The sequence below is a fragment of the Mesorhizobium sp. CU3 genome, from assembly GCF_006442965.1.
GTDB lineage: Bacteria > Pseudomonadota > Alphaproteobacteria > Rhizobiales > Rhizobiaceae > Mesorhizobium.
This window is the reverse complement of record NZ_VFWX01000008.1, coordinates 25,701-43,582: the sequence shown is the minus strand read 5'-3', so window position 1 is coordinate 43,582 and position 17,882 is coordinate 25,701. Positions and strand designations below refer to the sequence as shown.

General features: G+C 63.9%; 18 protein-coding genes. 8 read left to right on the top strand and 10 right to left on the bottom strand.

Annotation, left to right across the window (positions count from 1 at the left end; all coding sequences use genetic code 11):
* Nucleotides 1-26: 26 nt before the first annotated feature.
* On the bottom strand, nt 27-455 hold the full coding sequence (locus FJ988_RS13920) for a SufE family protein (protein WP_140818960.1): 429 nt from the start codon (nt 453-455) through the stop codon (nt 27-29).
* A gap of 290 nt (nt 456-745) precedes the next feature.
* Nucleotides 746-1,138 carry a DUF5330 domain-containing protein gene (locus FJ988_RS13915; RefSeq protein ID WP_140818557.1) on the bottom strand — a complete coding sequence of 131 codons (393 nt, stop codon included), beginning with the start codon at nt 1,136-1,138 and terminating at the stop codon, nt 746-748.
* A gap of 555 nt (nt 1,139-1,693) precedes the next feature.
* Between FJ988_RS13915 and FJ988_RS13910 the strand changes: the two genes are divergently transcribed.
* Together FJ988_RS13910 and FJ988_RS13905 are read left to right on the top strand one after the other, a co-directional pair.
* Entirely contained in the window at nt 1,694-3,439 is a 1,746-nt protein-coding gene (locus FJ988_RS13910) for a HAMP domain-containing sensor histidine kinase (RefSeq protein WP_140818555.1), read from the top strand.
* Complete coding sequence (locus tag FJ988_RS13905; protein ID WP_140818553.1) at nt 3,414-4,205, top strand: peptidoglycan-binding protein; 792 nt, start codon at nt 3,414-3,416, stop codon at nt 4,203-4,205. The genes FJ988_RS13910 and FJ988_RS13905 overlap by 26 nt, the downstream gene beginning before the upstream one ends.
* A 22-nt stretch (nt 4,206-4,227) precedes the next feature.
* On the opposite strand, the gene FJ988_RS13900 is transcribed toward FJ988_RS13905, so the two are convergent.
* The gene (locus FJ988_RS13900) at nt 4,228-4,518 is read right to left on the bottom strand and encodes a type II toxin-antitoxin system RelE/ParE family toxin (protein WP_140818551.1); all 291 of its coding nucleotides are present in this window, start codon (nt 4,516-4,518) and stop codon (nt 4,228-4,230) included.
* Nucleotides 4,511-4,771: a type II toxin-antitoxin system ParD family antitoxin gene (locus tag FJ988_RS13895; protein ID WP_181183539.1), complete on the bottom strand. Its 261-nt coding sequence runs from the start codon at nt 4,769-4,771 to the stop codon at nt 4,511-4,513. The genes FJ988_RS13900 and FJ988_RS13895 overlap by 8 nt, the downstream gene beginning before the upstream one ends.
* Nucleotides 4,772-4,892: 121 nt before the next feature.
* On the opposite strand from FJ988_RS13895, the gene FJ988_RS13890 reads away from it, so the two are divergent.
* Complete coding sequence (locus FJ988_RS13890; protein WP_140818549.1) at nt 4,893-5,240, top strand: DUF1491 family protein; 348 nt, start codon at nt 4,893-4,895, stop codon at nt 5,238-5,240.
* 7 nt (nt 5,241-5,247) lie between these two features.
* Here FJ988_RS13890 and FJ988_RS13885 read toward each other — a convergent pair whose 3' ends face one another.
* The 5 genes from FJ988_RS13885 to FJ988_RS13860 all read right to left on the bottom strand — a co-directional run bounded on the left by FJ988_RS13885 (nt 5,248) and on the right by FJ988_RS13860 (nt 11,019).
* The gene (locus FJ988_RS13885) at nt 5,248-6,255 is read right to left on the bottom strand and encodes a DUF2336 domain-containing protein (RefSeq protein ID WP_140818547.1); all 1,008 of its coding nucleotides are present in this window, start codon (nt 6,253-6,255) and stop codon (nt 5,248-5,250) included.
* 465 nt (nt 6,256-6,720) lie between these two features.
* Nucleotides 6,721-7,269, bottom strand: a complete 549-nt coding sequence (locus tag FJ988_RS13875) for a DUF1254 domain-containing protein (RefSeq protein WP_140818543.1) — start codon at nt 7,267-7,269, stop codon at nt 6,721-6,723.
* Nucleotides 7,262-7,846, bottom strand: a complete 585-nt coding sequence (locus FJ988_RS13870) for a DUF1214 domain-containing protein (RefSeq protein ID WP_140818541.1) — start codon at nt 7,844-7,846, stop codon at nt 7,262-7,264. The genes FJ988_RS13875 and FJ988_RS13870 overlap by 8 nt, the downstream gene beginning before the upstream one ends.
* A 221-nt stretch (nt 7,847-8,067) precedes the next feature.
* A complete protein-coding gene (locus tag FJ988_RS13865; protein ID WP_140818539.1) occupies nt 8,068-10,224 on the bottom strand; it encodes a transglycosylase domain-containing protein in 2,157 nt (718 codons plus the stop codon).
* Nucleotides 10,225-10,374: 150 nt separating this feature from the next.
* Nucleotides 10,375-11,019, bottom strand: coding sequence for a TetR/AcrR family transcriptional regulator (locus tag FJ988_RS13860; RefSeq protein ID WP_140818536.1), 645 nt, complete (start codon nt 11,017-11,019; stop codon nt 10,375-10,377).
* Nucleotides 11,020-11,132: 113 nt separating this feature from the next.
* Between FJ988_RS13860 and FJ988_RS13855 the strand changes: the two genes are divergently transcribed.
* From FJ988_RS13855 to FJ988_RS13845, 3 genes are all read left to right on the top strand, one after another.
* Entirely contained in the window at nt 11,133-13,544 is a 2,412-nt protein-coding gene (locus FJ988_RS13855; RefSeq protein ID WP_140818534.1) for an FAD-dependent oxidoreductase, read from the top strand.
* Between the two features lie 118 nt (nt 13,545-13,662).
* Nucleotides 13,663-15,216 carry a trimethylamine methyltransferase family protein gene (locus FJ988_RS13850; RefSeq protein WP_140818531.1) on the top strand — a complete coding sequence of 518 codons (1,554 nt, stop codon included), beginning with the start codon at nt 13,663-13,665 and terminating at the stop codon, nt 15,214-15,216.
* A gap of 503 nt (nt 15,217-15,719) precedes the next feature.
* Nucleotides 15,720-16,091, top strand: coding sequence for a DUF3168 domain-containing protein (locus FJ988_RS13845; RefSeq protein WP_246688534.1), 372 nt, complete (start codon nt 15,720-15,722; stop codon nt 16,089-16,091).
* Between the two features lie 15 nt (nt 16,092-16,106).
* On the opposite strand, the gene FJ988_RS13840 is transcribed toward FJ988_RS13845, so the two are convergent.
* A complete protein-coding gene (locus FJ988_RS13840) occupies nt 16,107-16,493 on the bottom strand; it encodes an ester cyclase (protein WP_140818527.1) in 387 nt (128 codons plus the stop codon).
* A gap of 350 nt (nt 16,494-16,843) precedes the next feature.
* Here FJ988_RS13840 and FJ988_RS13835 point away from each other — a divergent pair, with 350 nt between their 5' ends.
* A complete protein-coding gene (locus FJ988_RS13835) occupies nt 16,844-17,143 on the top strand; it encodes a hypothetical protein (RefSeq protein ID WP_140818525.1) in 300 nt (99 codons plus the stop codon).
* Between the two features lie 63 nt (nt 17,144-17,206).
* Complete coding sequence (locus tag FJ988_RS13830; RefSeq protein ID WP_041002188.1) at nt 17,207-17,872, top strand: response regulator transcription factor; 666 nt, start codon at nt 17,207-17,209, stop codon at nt 17,870-17,872.
* Nucleotides 17,873-17,882 lie beyond the last annotated feature (10 nt).

The following is a 17,882-nucleotide window of genomic DNA, read 5'->3' as shown; positions in this document are numbered from 1 at the left end:
ATGGTGCGGAGGCGTTACGGGTCGGATCAGGCCGTTTGCTTCAACGCCGTCTCGGCATCGCGCTTTATGCGCTTGACCATCGAGCGCAGGCCATTGGCGCGCTGCGGCGACAGATGCTCGTCGAGGCCGAGCTCCTTCAGCGTCGCTTCGGCATCGGTGTTCTGTATTTCGCTTGCCGGCCGTCCGGAAAACAGCGCCAGCATGATGGCGACGAGGCCGCGCACGATATGAGCGTCGGAATCGCCCTGGAAGCGGATAACCGGATCTGCGCCCGCGCCCTGCTCGGTGGTGAGCCACACCTGGCTGACGCAGCCCGGCACCTTGTTGGCGGCGGTGCGTTCCTCGTCCGGAAAGGGCGGCAGGCTTTCGCCGAGCTCGATCACATAACGATAGCGGTCTTCCCACTCCTCGAGCAGGGAAAAGTCGTCGCGGATGGTGTCGATCGAGGCGGTCATTGCCCGCATATAGTGGCCGGGCGCCGCCGCGTCACGGAAAAAGAAAGACGCCGCGGGCGTCGAGAGGTCGGACGAGCCCGCGGCGTTAGAGCAATTCCAGGAAAAGTGCGAAGCGGTTTTCCGTCCGGAATTGCGCCGAAACTAAAAAGAGCAATTCCAGGAAAAGTGCGAAGCGGTTTTCCGTCGGGAATTGCGCCGAAACTAAAAAGAGCAATTCCAGGAAAAGTGCGAACTGGTTTTCCGTCAGGAATTGCGCCGAAACTAAAGAGCCAAGCGAATGGCTGGAATGTCTAGTTCTTGGCGGTCAGCAGCACAGGGATGTTGACCTTGGCGGGCAGCACGATGTCCTCCGCGACGCTGCCGGTGGCGGCGTTGATCACATCCGCGACCTTCGTCTGGGCGGCAGCTGCCTGCTCGGGCTGCTTGTCGTCGATCATCGCCGCAGCGATCTTGGCCGTTTCCTTGGCGCGGACTGAAATGGTGTACATAGCCGATTTGCCGGTCTCGCAGACGTCGGGCTTGCGCTCGCAGAGCCCGGCGATGTCGCCCACCGCCTCGCGCGCCGCAAACAGCGCCTGGATCGGTCCGACGCTCTGCTGGCCGTCCTCGCCTGGGCCGACGCCGAGCGGCAGCGCCAAAAGCACCAGCGAAAACCAGAAAGCCATCCTGATCAGAAAGCCCATCTTACTGCCTCTCATCCGGGACGGATCGTGTATCCGTCCGTGACGGATCATGCATCCATCGGCATGACCTCTTTTATAGGCACGATAATGGCATAGCCGCGCAAAGGACGGCTTGCGCCGAAGCCGCGAATTTTCCTCAAATTTTAGGCAAATTGGAAAGGACCGGTTTTTGTTTTCGATCTGTCTCAAACCTCATCGATTGCGTTAACGTTACGATAACCATGTATCTTGCGGTTATTGCACGGTTTTTTCGAAAGATTGTGTTAGCCGGCTTCGCTTCTGGCCGGTCTCCGCGCCGGCCGTGCGGCTAACCCGCCGTTTACCATGGCTGCAACTCGGCGTGCATCGGCGGGCCGGCGCGACACTATTTGACGTGGGCAAGGTGTTCGGCGCGTTAGCCTTATCCATTCCTTAAACGCTGGATGCGACTTTCAAGTCATTGATTGAGTCACCTGCGAAGCAGGGCGTTTTTTACGACCGGGTACGCGTAAGTTGAGTTCGATTACGGCCAGATACGTTCAATTGCCTGGCGCGATTGCCGCCGGCTGCGAACGCATGGTTCATCCGACCGTTACGGGTGAGGCAGAGCGCCTGCGCCAGCGCCGCTTTGTCGGCGTCATGCTCGCAGCGCCCTTTCTTGCCGCGGGCGCCGCGGTCACGCTGGTCACGTCGAGCCTGGGCGCGGCCGTGACGATCGCCGCCATCTTCGCCGCTTTCGGCCTCGGCTGGTTCGAGGCACTTCTCGTCGCTGCGACGGGCCGCATGGCGGTCGCCGGCCGGACGTCGATCATGCTGGGCGGGCTGGCGCTTGCCGCGGCCATCGCGGCAGCGGGCGGGTTGGCCTCGCCTGTCGCGTTGCTGGCCGTCGCCCTGCCGGTCGAAGCCTGGTGGATCGCCGGCTCGAAGCGCGCGGCCTTGTCCGGTGCGCTCACCGCATGCGCCGCTATCCTGCTGCAGCCTCTTGCCGGCGATCTCCTGCCGCTCGGCACGGTCGGCATCGCCCCCTGGCATTGGCTTTTGCCGCTCGCCTGGGCGCTGACGCTGCTGCCGCGCGCCGGCGCCCTGGCCAACACGGTCGTCCGTGCTCCGGCACAGCCTGCCAGCGATCGCCTCGAGGATGTCATCGATGCGGTCGTGCTGCGCGCCAGCCCGCAGGGCGAGGTGCTGGACGCCTCTATCAAGTCGCGTTCGATCCTCAAGCTGGCGCCGGAGCTTCTGCTCGGCGCCGGCTTGTTCGACCGCGTGCATCTTTCCGACCGCGTCGCCTATCTGACCGCTTTGGCCGATATGCGCGGGGGCGCGCCGAAGCGCCGGCTCGACCTGCGTATCCGCTTGCCGCGCGCCGGCTCCGGCTCGGTCGACAATTTCCGGCCGTTCAACCTCGAACTGATCGGCGGCGAAGCCGATCGCGATGTCATGACCCTCGTCCTGCGCGAAAACGACGATGTCGCGGCACTGCGCGAGGAACTTGTGGAAGCCCGCGAAACAGCCGCCACCGCCGAAGTGGCCAAGGGCCGCTTCCTGGCTGTCGTCAGCCATGAGCTGCGCACGCCGCTCAACGCCATCATCGGCTTTTCCGACATGCTGCTGCACGAGATGTTCGGCGGCTTCAAGGATCCGCGCCAGAAGGAATATGTCGGCCTGGTCCGCGAATCCGGCCAGCATCTTCTGTCGGTCGTCACCTCGATCCTCGATGTCTCGCGCATCGAGGCCGGCGCCTATGCGACCGAGATGGAGCCCTTCCGCTTCGTCGAGGCCGTCGATATGTGCCGTTCGATGATGCGTCCGCTGGCCGAGGCCAAGAGCATCATGCTCGCCACGCAGATCTCCGCCGATACGGGCGAGATCAATGCCGATCGCCGCGCCGTGCAGCAGATCCTGATCAACCTGGTGTCCAATGCCGTGAAGTTCACGCCCGACGGCGGCTCTGTGGTGATCGGCGCCAAGCGCGTCGGCTCGCGGCTGCATTTCTGGGTCAGCGACACCGGTATCGGTATCGCCGAGGAGGACTTTGCCAATCTCGGCAAGCCGTTCACGCAGATCCAGAACGACTATACGCGTCGTTTCGAGGGCAGCGGGCTCGGCCTGTCGCTGGTCAAGGGCCTGGTGGAATTGCATGAGGGCTCGATGTCGATCGAGAGCGCGCCGGGCGAGGGCACCACGGTGACGATCGGCCTGCCGGTCAACGGACCGAAGCGGCGTCCCGGCGCGGCCTCCAGCGACGTGCTGGCCATGCCCGCGACGAAGCCGAAGGGGGAAAAAGATGGGGAGAGAAATGGCTCGCTCCGCAAAACGGCCTAAGGTGGTCGAACCCGAGCGAGGCGTCCTTGCCGAGGGCGCGGTCGCGGTCGGGCAACTGATCGCCAGCAACCCGGTCCTGGTCGGCGGCTCGACCGCTTTCCTGGTGACGCTGTTCTACGTTTCGGCGAACGCCCTCTGGTATCAGCCCTTTCCGCATACGGGCGCCTTCTTCGCCACCCGCAGCATCGAGAATTTCCCGCACACGGTCTCGAACGAGCCGGAAACCACCATCAACATCGTGCGCCAGGCACCGGCGCAGCCTGCGGTCAAGCCGGATCCGGTCGTCCAGCAGGTGCAAGGCATCCTGAAGGACCTCAACTTCTACGACGGCACCGTCGATGGCCTCACCGGCCCGGCGACTCGCAAGGCGATCCAAGCCTATCAGCTCAAGGTCGGGCTGCCATCGTCCGGTGAGATCGACACAGCATTGCTCGACCAACTCGGCGCCAGGCAGACGACCGCCGCCATCCCGCATCCGGCGCCGCGGCCGGCCGACACCACGGCGGCCGTCCCGTCTGCGAAGCCGGCGGTCATCCCGGTCTCCGCGCCGGCCGATGGCGCGACGCAGTCGCCCGACGCCCGCATCGTCAAGATCCAGGCCGGCCTCAAGGCTTTCGGCAATGACGATATGCAGCTCGACGGCAAGGTCGGCGCCCGCACCAAATCCGCCATCAAGGAATTCCAGGCCCTGTTCGGCCTTCCCGAGACCGGCGAGCCCGACGAGGCGGTCTACGTCAAGATGCGCGAGATCGGGCTGACGAACTGAGCGGTGGTGTTCTGGAAACTATTCACTTGAGCCAATGCTCAGGATCCCGCATCCCGTGAACGATAGCCACAGCCAGAATGCCGTAGTCCATGGGCTCGTAAATAACGATATATCTGCCCTCCACCAGAATACGTGCAGTTTCGCTCAATTCTGGTCGGGCAACTCCCATATTGGGATGGCTACAGGCGAGTTCCAGCTTGTTGAAAATGCGCCCTACAAGGCCGTCCGCCGCCTTTTCGCTATCGGCGGCAATATGGCGCCAAATGTTGCTGAGATCCTGTTCTGCGCGAGGCGTAAGGCGATAGCTAGCCACGTTCCGCACGCTCTGCCTTCAGAGCGCGAAGAAACGCCACGCGGTCGACTTCCCGACCTTCGCCGCTCGCCATCCCTTCATTGTAAGCCTGCTTCAGCTGTGCCAGTTCGAGCGCGCGAAGCTCCTCACGATGTTCCCATAACCTAAGAGCCTCTCTGACGATCTCGCTATTCGAAGCGTAGTCGCCGTTTTCGACTGCATCCTGCAGACGCGCAGCCTGTTTCGGGGTGAGCGATACGGTAAGAGTGCGCATGGCCTGGCTTTTCATAAGAGCACCATAGCGCACCTAACAAATCCTAACAAGATTTGTTAGGATGTCACGGTGCTCGTAGAACACTGCTGAATCAGCCCATGATGACGTCCGGACCCTCCCCATGCGCGTAACCACCGATCTCTGGGTTTCGGCCCTTGTGCGCCGCGTTTTCGGCGCCGGCGGTTTTGCGGCCGTGGTCAAGCGCGGCGCGACCGAGGCGGGCGCCGTCTTCGTTTTGTCGCGCGGGCGGCTGGGCGAGGGGGCTCTCTACGGCCCGGCGCCGCAGACGAGCTACGATTCCGCCAAGCCTGATGACCGTTTCTTCATTTTGCTCGATTCCGGCGACGATCCCACGGCCTTCGATGCGCGGCTGGAGCGCGAGAGGAAATTCGATCCGGATATCTGGGTGGTCGAGATCGAGGCCGGAGCGATTCCGGTCGAGGAGCTTCTGTCGTTGAAGACGGAGTAAGACCGGATCAGGACGCCTTGAGGCCGGCGGCCGCGCTGCCGTTGTTCGACGCCTCGCGCTCAGCGCTGCCAGTGTCCGACGCATTGGAGCGGATTGCCCGCGAAAGCGTCTCGGTCTTCCAGGCGCGGACCTTGTCCTGCGCCGCCTCGTGATGCAGGAGCCGGTAGCGGTCGAGGAACAGGCGGATCGCCTGCGGATGCGGGAATTCGCCCGGATAGACCGCAACCGCGATCAGAAAGGCCCTGTCCTCGCTGAGGTCGAGCGCTCTGAGCGCCGCAAGCAGGCCGGCATAGCTTGACTGCTCGGTCACCGAGCGCGCCGTCGCGAAGTCGATTTGCAGCGCGTCGGCGAGCGCCGTCTGGAAGAAGGCGGCATTGCCGGTCAGCGCCGTCTCGCGCAGCTTCACGTAAGCCGGCTGGCCGAGGAAGCTGTTGATCGCCGCGTCGCCTTCGGCAGGCTGCATCATCGTGCGCAGCCGGCGCCGCGCGTTTTCCGCCGCTTCGCCCGGCGCCGGGCGATTCTCTTCCACATTAGCAGGTGTCTCCGGCTTGACGGGCTGAAGCTTGGCGACCGGCAACGGCGGCTTCGTCCGCACCAGCGTCGGCTTTTCCAGCGCCCGGATCAGGTCGGCGATGGTCGGGTTGAGTTCCTTGCGCCGCGCGATGGCGCGCGCATGCGGCAGGCCGTGGCGGCCGATCAATGCGATCAGGTCGATGTCGCTCAGCGCGTTCGAGCGGGTGAGCAGGGGGGCTGCGATCTCGACCGGCTCTTCGGCCAGCCGCCGCACCAGCGCGGTCGGCGCATATTCGCATTCGGAAAGGGCCGCCGCGACATAGCGGCGGGATTCGACCGAGACGTCATCGAACAGAGGCAGCGTCAGATCCTCGAGCTGCGCGATCTCGCGGCGTGACGGGCGCGTCAGCGAGCAGAAAGCCGATACGCTGGCGCGGAACAGCCTTTCGGCTTTTCCCGCTTCGGTGCGGATAGCGATTTGCCTGAAATCCGAAGATGACACGGAGGATACGCCCGACACTCGACACACTCCCGAGCCCGCGCAATCCGGCTGGCCGGTTCCGCGTCCTCAGGAAAAACAAACATCAAATTAACGGCGATCCGTTAGCGCTCCGTTAACCCTCTAAGCCGCTTAATCAATTTTGGAGGCGTTGCGTTGTGCTCCGGTCAAACCGAGAGGAATGCGCGAACCATGGGCATGGTCCTGTCATTTGTGCCGCGAGCGGCACCTGCAAATCGGGTCAGTCACGACACCACCACGGCGGCGGCGGTCATCATATTCCCCGGCGTCCGCTACGAATTGCGTCCGCAAGCCGCCGAGGCCCGGCCAGCAACCAGCAGTCCGGACACGCCCGGCTCTCCGCCAACTCCCACGCCGCATCACTGAGATTCTTGACGCAATTCCGGTGGGAGGATTGCGACGAACTCGCATAACCTAACCGCCTCACACTTTTCCTGGAACTGCGTGTCAGTAATCCTGCAACTCGCAGGCGCTCTGCTCGAGGAAGCGCGACACGGTCGGCTTCCAGCTCTCGTCCGGCACGAAGGCGCGGACGACGAAAATCCCTTCCTCGATCGGCGCCTCGACGAAGATCGCGCCCTGCAGATCCTCCGGCAGATCGCGCCGCACATCGATCATCTGCGCCGGCGTCAGCACCACCGTGTCGAGCTTCTGGTCATTGGCGCTGTGGTCGTTGAAGGAATAGATGTTGTGGCCGTTGCGGTCGTAGACCGAGGCCGACCAGAAGGGCACGTCGCCCGGCGCCTTGATCCGCACCAGCCCGTCGGCGAGGTCGAAGCGGCAGGCCGCGGCATAAAACAGCGGATCGACCGATTTCACCACCGGCGCGCCGCCGGCCTCGGCGTCCAGCCTGGTCATCCGGTAGAGGTCGGAAGCCATCGACAGCCGCGACCAGGCATCGCGCTCGGAAAATTCAGGCACTGAAAACAGCACCACGATATGCACGATGCCGGCGCCGAGCAGGCCGAGGATCAGGGCGTGCAGCAGGCTACGCATTGCAGCCCGCCTTCAGGATGCGCGGCAGCGTCACGTCGGAGAGGCCTGTGCTCGAGGCGATCGGCGTGTCGTAGAAGGTCAGCACGAAATACATCTTGCCGGCGCCGCTGGTGAACAACCAATTGCCGGGGGCAGGGCGGTCGCCGACGGAGATGACCACCGAATTGTCGGGCTGGCGCAGTACCTCGTAGGATTGCAGCGCCGCCTGCCTCGGCTTGCCGGTGCCGATGACGCCGAGCGACTGGTCGGCTGCATAGAGCGTCCAGAACCGGGCGGTCGGGTAGCTGCCCTCGATGGTATAGGCGCATTCGCGCTTCAGCGGCTCGCCGCCTTCGTCGCGCTCGGCGACGAAGGCAAGACCCTCCGCCCTACCGAGCGCCAGCACGCCTTCGCGCGAAACGCGCGCCTTCGAATAGGGATCGGCGGCGAGCGTGCCGACATCCGGGAAGGCCGTCCATTGGCCGATGCGGATCGCGCCGACGCCATCCTGCGCGTTCAGCGCATACCAGACGCTGTAGCCGCCGAGCCCGATGGCTATGGCAAGCGAGATCAGCGTGAGGAAGGCGGTTTTGAGCATGCAGGCCGCAAACAGAGGAGGTTGCTGGGGATATCGCGGCGCGGGGTGGCGTGGCAAGACGGCTTGATCCAACCCAAGCATAGGTGTGTTGAGATTCAGGTCAGGACGAGTCGAAAATGGTGGATTCCGAGAACCGGAGCGGAGCGTACTTTTCGTACGTGAGCACCGGAAGCGCAGGAAGCCGCCATTTGCAGGCCGGCCTCGCCTGAATATCAGCACACCTATAGCGCCGACAGCGTCTCCGGTGGCGCCTGTGGCTCAAGCGTGGGGGCTGCCTCGAACACCTTGGTCATGTCCCTCAAGGTTTGCGTCGTGCGGCTCGAAAGCACCGGCGGGCGCTCAGCCGCGGCTTGCGCTGCGGCGTCGGCGGCTTCCTTTTTCGCCGCTTCCTCGGCCTTGGCCGCCACTTCCGGATCGACGAACGGATGATCGATGCCGGGGATCGGCTTCAGGTCGATGTTCTGGTGCGCGTAGACCATCAGCCGCTGCCAGACCATCGCCGGCAGCGAACCTCCGGTCATCTTGTTGGTCGGGGTGAAGTCGTCATTGCCGAGCCAGACCGCGGCCGTGTAATTGCCGGTGAAGCCGACGAACCACGCGTCGCGGTAGGATTGCGTCGTGCCGGTCTTGCCGGCGACCACGATGTTCGGGATCTGGGCGCGTCTCGCCGTGCCCATCACCGGCACGGCGGCAAGCATGGTGTTCATCGATTTCAGCGCCTGCTCGGACAAGACGCGATGCGGCGGCGGCGCGTCCTTGGTCCAGTCATAGACGACGTCGCCGGTCCGGGTGACGAGCTGCGTTATTCCATGGCGGGAACCGACAAAGCCGTTCTGCGCGAAGACGCTGTAGCCCGTGGCCTGGTCCATCACCGTCATCAGCGATGTGCCGAGCACCATGGTCTTATGCGCTTCCAGCTGCGACTCGACGCCGAACGACTCGGCCATCGCCTTGATCGGCGCGATGCCGAGATAGTCCTTCGCCAGTCTGACCGGCACCGTATTGATCGATTTGGCCATCGCCACGATCAGCGGCAGCTTGCCAGCCGATTCGCCGTTGTAATTATGCGGCGACCAGTTGCCCCAGCTGATCGGCCCGCCGGAGACGATCGAATTCGGCGTGAACCCGTGTTCCATCGCCGTCGCGTAGACATAGGGCTTGAACGACGAGCCGGCCTGGCGCAGCGCCTTGGTGGCACGGTTGAACTGGCTGGCGCCATAGTCGCGCCCGCCGACGATGGCGCGCACCGCGCCGTTGGTCTCGATCACCACCAGCGCGCCTTCGGTGACATTGTATTCCTTGCCGAACTGGCGAAGGTGGAACTCCATCGACTCTTCCGCCGCCTTCTGGATGTTGGCGTCGAAGGTGGTGTGGGCGACCAGCGAATGCTGGCCGGGCTTGGCGATCTTCTTCACCTCGTCGAAGGCCCAGTCGAGGAAATAATCCGGGCTCTTCTGTTCGCCGCGATCGACGACATCGGCCGGATGCAGCCGCGCCTGCAGCACCTGGCCCTCGGTCATGAAGCCGGCATCGACCAGGTTGGACAGCACCACATTGGCGCGGGCGCGGGCGGCGGGCAGGTTGATGTGCGGGGCGTATTTGGTCGGCGCCTTGAAAAGCCCGGCCAGCATCGCTGCCTCGGCCAGGTTCAGATCCTTCACGCTCTTGCCGAAATAGAAGTCCGCCGCCGCCTCGATGCCGAACGTGCCGCCGCCCATATAGGCGCGGTCGAGATAGAGCTGCAGGATCTCCTTCTTGGAGAGGTTCGCTTCCAGCCACAGCGACAGGAAGGCTTCCTTGATCTTGCGGTCGAAGGTGCGCTCGTTGGACAGGAACAGGTTCTTGGCCAGCTGCTGCGTCAGGCTGGAGCCGCCCTGGACGACGGCATTGGCGCGCACATTCTCGAAGATCGCGCGCGACAGGCCGAGGATGTCGATGCCGTAATGCTCGAAGAAGCGCCGGTCCTCGGTGGCCAGCACCGATTTGATGACGATGTCGGGCATCTCGTCCACCGGCACGGAATCGCGCTGGATGATGCCGCGCTGGCCGATCTCGTTGCCGTAGCGGTCGAGGAAGGTGACGGCGAAATCGCCCTGGTTGCGCCAGTCGCCGGTGGTGATCTCGAAGGCCGGCATGGCGAGCGCCAAGAGCACGACGAAGCCGCCGGCGCCCATGGTGAAGCCCTCGCTCAGCACCTCGACGATGGCGCGGCGCCAGCCATGAACCCTGAAACGGCGCGAAAAGATCGTCGCCGCTTCCCAGAACTCGCGCGCCTTGAAGCCGATCTCGTAAAGCGACGTATCTAGCCACGCATCGACGGCGAGCAGCGCCGAAGCGATGCGGCCTCTTCTCTTGCGTGGTTTCGAGGGATTATCCATTGCAGAATTCCACCCCGGCACCTCCGCCCGAAACCGTCTATAACGGTCCCGAGCGCCCTCCCTGCCAGACTAATCGACCATTTTAGCACCGCTCACAAGGGCAGCGAAGCCACACACAAGCTTTGTTGAACGCTAGGGTTGATTCTTCGCTTAGCTATATCGCCGCCCCGCGATGAAACGCATGAAATGCGTCACATCCGCCTCGCTCGGCTCCAGGCCGGTGAAGGCGCGCAGATAGGCGGCGAGGTGGCTGACGCGCGCCTTCACCGGCTCCTTGAGGTCGAGCACGTAGTAGCCGATCTGCATGTAATAGAGCACCCGCGCCCGGATGAATGCGTCCTCCTCGTCATAGCCGTGGCGGCGATACATGTCGCGGATGGCGCTGAGGCGCTCGTCGTCGGCGCGGTCGATCATGCGCCGCACATCGTCGGAGCGGCGCGCCCATTCGCGGACGGCGAAATCGAGCCGCGGATCGAACAGGCGCTCGTCGGCCCAGCATTCGAAGACGTTCATGACGCCCTTGATGATGGTCTCGGCCGGGCGCATCGCACGCTCGACGATCGCGTTGGTGTTGGTGTCGTGCCAGTGGTTGAGCAACTGCTCAAGCAGGTCCTGCCGGCTTTCGAAATACCAGTAGAAGCTCGACCGGGCGACGCCGAGCTTCTGGCCGAGCGGCAGGATTCGGACACTTTCGATGCCCTCGGCGATCAGCGTCTGCAGTGCGATGTCGATCCAGTCGGCACGAGTCACCTTGATGTTGCCGGGCGACTCGGCCTGGGGCGAGCTCATGATCATGACCTCAGAACTGGCATAGCACGATGCGGCACGCAAGCATTCCGTACACTAGTGTCTAGACACATATGTACGGAGACGATATGGTGAGAGCCTCCAACGAGAGGGAGAAGCTCGTGAAGTCACACTATCGCGCGGTCGTCATCGGGGGCGGGGTGGTCGGCGCCTCGGTGCTCTATCACCTGACGCGCTTCGGCTGGAGCGACGTGGCGCTGATCGAGCGCGCCGAGCTGACCGCCGGCTCGACCTGGCACGCGGCAGCCGGCTTCCATGCGCTCAACGCCGATCCCAATGTCGCGGCGCTGCAGGATTACACGATAAAACTCTACCGCGAGATCGAGGCCGAGTCCGGCCAGAATGCCGGCTTGCACATGACCGGCGGCGTCAACATGGCGAGCGACCCTGCGCGCTGGGAATGGCTGAAGTCGGCCTGGGCGGTTTTCCAGTCGGTCGGCATTGAGACGGCGCGGCTGGTGACGCCCGAGGAGATCAAGGAAATCTGCCCGATCGCCAATGTCAGCGATGTGCTGGGCGGGCTCTACGATTCCAACGAGGGCCATCTCGACCCTTATGGAACCACGCACGCCTATGCGGGTGCCGCGAAGAAGCGCGGCGCCGATGTCATCCTGCGCAACCGCGTCGTCGAATTGAAGCCGCGCGCCGACGGCTGCTGGGACGTCGTCACCGAGAAGGGCACGATCGTTGCCGAGCATGTCGTCAATGCCGGCGGCCTTTGGGCCAAGCAGGTCGGGCTGATGGCCGGCGTCGACCTGCCGGTGACGCCGATGGAGCACCATTATTTCGTCACCGAGGACATTCCCGAGGTCGCCGCGCTCGACAAGGAGCTTGGCCTCGCCGTCGACCTCGACGGCTTCTCCTATCTGCGGCAGGAGCGCAAGGGCGTGCTGCTCGGCGTCTACGAGCAGAACCCGAAACACTGGAACATGGACGGCGCGCCCTGGGATTACGGCATCGAGCTGATCCCCGAGGATATCGACCGCATCAGCCCGGAGCTGTCCAAGGCCTATGAACGCTTTCCGTGCCTCGCCAATGCCGGCATCCGCAAATGGGTCAACGGCGCCTTCACCTTCACGCCGGACGGCAACCCGCTGGTCGGTCCGGTGCGGGGTTTGAAAAACTACTGGGTCGCCTGCGGCGTCATGGCCGGCTTCAGCCAAGGCGGCGGCGTCGGCAAGTCGCTCGCCGAATGGATGATTTACGGCGAGCCGCAGGCCGATATTTTCGGCATGGACATCGCCCGCTACGGCGCCTTTGCCGCCAACCGCGAATATCTCAGACAAACCACGCGCCAGTTCTACGCCCGCCGCTTCGTCATGACCTTCCCCAATGAACGCCTGCCGGCCGGCCGGCCGCTGAAGCGCCCCGGCGCCTATGACGGCATGAGCGCCGCCGGCGCCGAGTGGACTGCTTCCTGGGGCCTGGAAATCCCGGCCTATTTCGCGCCGATGGGTTTTCGCGAGGAGACGACGCTGAAGCGCTCCAACGCTTTCGACATCGTCGGCGACGAGGTGCTGCAGGTCCGCCGCGCCGCCGGCCTCGTCGATACCACCGCCTTTTCGCGCTACGCCGTGTCAGGCCCCGGCGCCGAGGCCTGGCTCGACCGGCTGCTCGCCTGCATCCTGCCGAAGCCCGGTCGCGCCAGATTGGCGCCGATGCTGGGGCCCGATGGCCGGCTGAAGGGCGACCTCACCGTGCTCAACTGGGGTGGCGGCGAATTCTGGATCATGGGCTCCTACTATCTGCGCGAATTCCACATGCGCTGGTTCGAAACCCATATGGCCGAAGGCGTCACGGTCACCGACATCTCCGACGCGGTGTCCGGCTTCCTCGTCACCGGTCCCAACGCCAGGAAAATCGTCGAGCGCACCACGCATCAGGACATCTCCGCCAAAAGCCTGCCGTTCATGGCCTGCGGCACCGTCGATATCGGCATGGTGCGCGCCCGCGTCGCGCGCCTCTCCATCGCCGGCGAACTCGGCTTCGAGATCAACTGCCCGGCGACCTTGCACGCCACGCTGCGCGAAACCCTGCTTGCCGCCGGCGAGGATCTCGGCCTTGCCGAGATCGGCTATTACGCGCTGAATTCGCTCAGGCTGGAAAAGAGCTTCGGCATCTGGTCGCGCGAATTCACGCAAGGCTACACGCCCGGTGAGACCGGGCTCGACCGTTTCATCGCCTTCGACAAGGGCGACTTCATCGGCCGCGAAGCGGCGCTGAAGGAGAAGGCGGCCGGCGTCTCGCGGCGGATCGTGACGCTGGAGGTCGACGCCGTCGACGCCGACGCCAGCGGCTTCGAACCGGTCTGGCATCAGGGCCGGCGCGTCGGTTTCGTCACCTCCGGCGGCTATGGCTACTCGATCGGCAGGAGCGTCGCCCTGGCGTTGCTGGATGACGATTTCGCCGGGGAGGGCACCGAACTTTCCGTCCACATTGTCGGGGTCGAAAGGCCGGCGCGCGTCATCGCGGCCTCGCCCTACGACCCGGACGGCAAGGCGATGCGGCAATAGAGCATGATCCCAAAAAATGGGAACCGGTTTTCGGAAAAGATCATGCTCAAACAAGAGGATAAGATGGAACGGGATGACGTTTCGAAGAAATGTCATCCTGTTCCAAGGAGGAATTGACATGGTTGAGGACGTCGCACGCGATTTGAGACGCGAACGCCGGCGCGGCCGCACCGGTGAGGCCGGCTCGGAATCCAGCCGCCATCCGAACTACCGCGCGCTGAAGAACCCGTTCCTGCCGCAGCCGGTCTTCTCCGAGGACCAGGTCGCCGCGATCCACGAGACGGCGCTGCGCGTGCTGGAGGAACTCGGCATCAAGGTGCTGTTGCCGGAGGCCCGCGCCATCTACGCCAAGGCGGGCGCGCTGGTCGACGAGGACAGCCAGATGGTCCGCCTCGGTCGCGACATCGTCACCGCTGCCCTAGCATCTGCGCCGAAATCAATTCAGGCGCTGGCCGGCGACCGCGGCCGCGACCTGACGCTCGAGCTCGGCTCCATGACCTTCCTCGCCGGCGCCGGCGCGCCCAACGTCACCGATCTCGAGCGCGGCCGGCGTCCGGGCTCCCTTGCCGCCTATGAGGAACTGACCAAACTCATCCAGCATTTCGACGTGCTGCACATGCTTTGCCCCGCGATCGAGCCGCAGGACATCGACAACCGTTTCCGCCACTACGCCGTCAACCGCGCTCAATTGACGCTGTCGGACAAATTCCCCTTCGTCTTCGCGCGCGGCACGCCGCAGGTCGACGACAGTTTCGAGATGATCCGGCTGGCGCGCGGCTTGTCTGAGGACGAGTTCCGCGCCGGTGCCCACTGCTACACCGTCATCAACACCAATTCGCCGCGCCAGCTCGACATCCCGATGGCGCAAGGCATCATCGACTTCGCCCGGGCCGGACAGGTCTCGATCATCACGCCCTTCTGCCTCGCCGGTGCCATGGCGCCGATCACGGTGGCCGGCGCGCTGACGCTGCAGCATGCCGAGGCGCTGGCCGGCCTGACGCTCGCCCAGATCGTGCGGGGAGGCGCGCCGGTGGTCTATGGCTCCTTCTCCTCCAATGTCGACATGAAGTCCGGCGCCCCGGCCTTCGGCACGCCCGAGCACATCAAGGCGACGCTCGGCGCCGGCCAGCTCGCCCGCTACACCGGCCTGCCCTGGCGCTCCGGCGGCGGCAGCGCCGCCAACATCTCCGATGTCCAGGCCGCGCATGAGACGCAGTTCGCGCTGTGGGGCTCGGTGCTCGCCGGCGCCACCGTCTGCATCCATGCAGCCGGCTGGCTGGAGGGAGGCTTGAGCGTCTCCTACGAGAAGCTGATCACCGACATCGAGGCGCTGCAGACCGTCGCCGAGCTTTGCGCCGCGACGCCGGGCGACGCCGACGCTATCGGCTTCGACGCCATCGCCGAAGTGCAGCCGGGCGGCCATTTCTTCGCCGCCGCCCACACCATGGCGCGCTACCGCACCGCCTTCTACGAGCCGCTGGTCGCCGACTGGTCGAATTTCGGCAATTGGACGCAGTCCGGCTCGAAAAGCGCGACGGAGCGCGCCACTGGCATCTGGAAGCGGATCCTTGCTGATTTCCAGGCGCCGCCTTCGGCCGCCGCCACTACCGGTGTTCTCGACGAATTCATTGCGCGCCGCACCGAGGAAGGCGGCGCGGCTCCCGTGTCCTGATTGCGAAAAGGCGCATTCCGGCGTACGGCGGGCAATCTTAACGAGCGTGTGTAATATCCATCGATAGGCCAATCTCGGTGGATGCTCAATTGGTAGCGTTTAGGGTCATAGTTCTCATTTTTGGATGGCTCGGACTGCTATTCGGGGGATGGTTTATTCTTGGAATTCAACTGGGCGGCCATAGCGACGGCTTCGCGTGGGCTGCGCTTATCGGTATGCTTTGGGCGGCAACCTATTGGCCTATCACGTTGATAGTGATCGTCTTGGGCTTTTGGGCTTCTTACTGGTGGATGAAGCAGGGGTAGCAACGCCGAATTCAAACCGAGACGCTGCCTGAAAATGTAATAACTCCGAGACCTTCGCCGCTCATGCTATAGCCAATACGATTCGCGATCTGGCGTCAGATTGCGGTCGCGGCTACGGTGCCGATGGACTGGCGACATGAAGGCTTTAGCGATGGTTTGCGGATGACGGCGCCTGGCGATTTGATGCAGGCCTTGTTCATGAGGCTGAAGACCGACCGCTCGCTTTCGCAATTGCTCGGCGGCACGGGGCTGCTCGAGCACGCCAGCGACAAGGCGGCTTTTCCGCACGTCACCTATGGCCGCACCAGCGCCTTCAACCTGGAATCGGGCGCCGACAACGACAATGACCAGCAGGTGACGTTCCACGTCTGGTCGAAGACGCAAGGCGATGCCGAGACGCGCCTGATCATGGATAGCCTCCGCAAGCGCCTCGACGGCGCGGCGTTTTCCATCGGCTCGCGCGACCGGACGCTTTTGTCCTTGGAATTCGCCGAGGCTCGCTACGACGAGGACCTCGCCGTCCATCACGGACTGCTGCGCTTTCGCGCGCTCACCGAGGAAAGCACCTGAGAGTTCGGCATGGCGCTAGATCTGCGCCTGGATGGCGGCCTTGTCGATGACCGACCAGACCTCGCGGATGCGGCCGTCGTGGAATTCATAGATGACGTTTTCGGCAAAGCTGACGCGCTTGCCGTGCACCGGCAGGCCGAACAGCACGCCTTTGGGATGGCAGTCGAAATGCAGCCGCGCCGCCACGCGCGGCGGTTCGGAGATCACAAGCTCGATGCTGAAGCGCAGGTCGGGGATCGCAGCGAAGTCGCCCTCCAGCATGCGGCGGTAGCCCGAAAGTCCGATCGTCTCGCCATTATACTGGACCTGTTCGCCGACGAAGCGGCCGAGATTGTCCCAGTCCTGGTTGTTCAGGCAGGCGATGTAGCCCCGGTAAAGCTCGGCAAGATCGTCGCTCGTCATTGCATGCTCCCATGGTCGTCCGATCGTTCCACTCTAGATCAGGATAACGTTTCGTTGAATCGTCACCCTTATCTAACTCTTTGTTGGAGCATGATCTTTTCCGAAAACCGGTTTCCACTTTTCGGGATCATGCTCTAGCTAGGGCAGAGCGAAAGTTGTGCATCCGAAAACCATAGCCGGAATGCTGATTTTCCGGCTATGAATCGCCAAGCCCGGATCGTGGGGAACCCAGGCGGCGTGATCGCATTCGTTGATCTCGCAACAAAGTCAAAATGGGGTATTGCGGGCATGGAGTTTCGGCCGTTCACCGTTCATTTCACGTTCAGCCCCTATGCGTTAGAACCGTGATCATGAAAAAGCTTGGGTCCAATTTCCGCAAAACAATGCTGGCGCTCGCCGCGGCCGGCCTGTTTGCGTCGCACGCGACCGCTGTGCCGGTCGTCGAACCGTCGGTCGACCAGCCGGTCGTGCTGGCAGCCGGCGATTGCTATGCCATCGGCCAGCAGGTGGCCGAGCAGAATGGCGGCACGCTGGCCAAGGCCTCGTCGGCGACGCGCGGCGGCCAGCAGGTCTGCGTCATCGTCGTGCTGGTGCCCGGCAAGGACGGCCAGCGGCCCCGCCGCTCGGAAATCGTGGTTCCGGCAGGCTGACGCCGGCGTTTCCCAGGCCGGCGGAATCGGCCTATAGCTGCACCCTCAACAGGCTTACAAACCATGCGTGTGCTCGTCGTCGAGGATGACAAGGATCTCAACCGGCAGCTGGCCGATGCGCTGGTCGATGCCGGCTATGTCGTCGACCGCGCCTATGACGGCGAGGAGGGGCATTTCCTCGGCGACACCGAGCCTTACGACGCCGTCGTCCTCGACATCGGCCTGCCGCAGATGGACGGCATCAGCGTCGTAGAGCGCTGGCGCCGCGGCGGCCGCAAGATGCCGGTGCTGATCCTCACCGCGCGCGACCGCTGGAGCGACAAGGTGGCCGGCATCGACGCCGGCGCCGACGACTATGTGACGAAACCTTTCCACATCGAGGAGGTGCTGGCGCGCGTGCGGGCGCTGATCCGCCGCGCCGCGGGGCACGCCTCGTCGGAACTTACCTGCGGGCCTTTGCGCCTCGACACCAAGGCCTCCAAGGCCGATGTCAACGGCGTGCCGCTGAAGCTCACCTCGCACGAATTCCGGCTGCTCGCCTATCTGATGCATCATATGGGCGAGGTGGTGTCGCGCACCGAGCTGGTCGAGCATCTCTACGACCAGGATTTCGACCGCGATTCCAACACCATAGAAGTGTTTGTCGGCCGGCTTCGCAAGAAGATGGGCATCGACATGATCGAAACCGTGCGGGGCATGGGCTATCGCATGCGTGAGCCGGAGGCGTGACGCGGAACCG

Excerpts from the sequence above, each read along its gene's own strand:
- FJ988_RS13915 (WP_140818557.1), bottom strand. The coding sequence starts at position 1,138 with ATGGGCTTTCTGATCAGGATGGCTTTCTGGTTTTCGCTGGTGCTTTTG.
- FJ988_RS13830 (WP_041002188.1), top strand. The coding sequence starts at position 17,207 with ATGCGTGTGCTCGTCGTCGAGGATGACAAGGATCTCAACCGGCAGCTG.
- FJ988_RS13920 (WP_140818960.1), bottom strand. The coding sequence starts at position 455 with ATGACCGCCTCGATCGACACCATCCGCGACGACTTTTCCCTGCTCGAG.
- FJ988_RS13895 (WP_181183539.1), bottom strand. The coding sequence starts at position 4,771 with ATGCGCACTCTTACCGTATCGCTCACCCCGAAACAGGCTGCGCGTCTG.
- FJ988_RS13865 (WP_140818539.1), bottom strand. The coding sequence starts at position 10,224 with ATGGATAATCCCTCGAAACCACGCAAGAGAAGAGGCCGCATCGCTTCG.
- FJ988_RS13845 (WP_246688534.1), top strand. The coding sequence starts at position 15,720 with ATGAGGCTGAAGACCGACCGCTCGCTTTCGCAATTGCTCGGCGGCACG.
- FJ988_RS13890 (WP_140818549.1), top strand. The coding sequence starts at position 4,893 with ATGCGCGTAACCACCGATCTCTGGGTTTCGGCCCTTGTGCGCCGCGTT.
- FJ988_RS13910 (WP_140818555.1), top strand. The coding sequence starts at position 1,694 with ATGGTTCATCCGACCGTTACGGGTGAGGCAGAGCGCCTGCGCCAGCGC.
- FJ988_RS13840 (WP_140818527.1), bottom strand. The coding sequence starts at position 16,493 with ATGACGAGCGACGATCTTGCCGAGCTTTACCGGGGCTACATCGCCTGC.
- FJ988_RS13875 (WP_140818543.1), bottom strand. The coding sequence starts at position 7,269 with ATGCGTAGCCTGCTGCACGCCCTGATCCTCGGCCTGCTCGGCGCCGGC.
- FJ988_RS13850 (WP_140818531.1), top strand. The coding sequence starts at position 13,663 with ATGGTTGAGGACGTCGCACGCGATTTGAGACGCGAACGCCGGCGCGGC.
- FJ988_RS13835 (WP_140818525.1), top strand. The coding sequence starts at position 16,844 with ATGAAAAAGCTTGGGTCCAATTTCCGCAAAACAATGCTGGCGCTCGCC.
- FJ988_RS13905 (WP_140818553.1), top strand. The coding sequence starts at position 3,414 with ATGGCTCGCTCCGCAAAACGGCCTAAGGTGGTCGAACCCGAGCGAGGC.
- FJ988_RS13860 (WP_140818536.1), bottom strand. The coding sequence starts at position 11,019 with ATGATCATGAGCTCGCCCCAGGCCGAGTCGCCCGGCAACATCAAGGTG.
- FJ988_RS13870 (WP_140818541.1), bottom strand. The coding sequence starts at position 7,846 with ATGCTCAAAACCGCCTTCCTCACGCTGATCTCGCTTGCCATAGCCATC.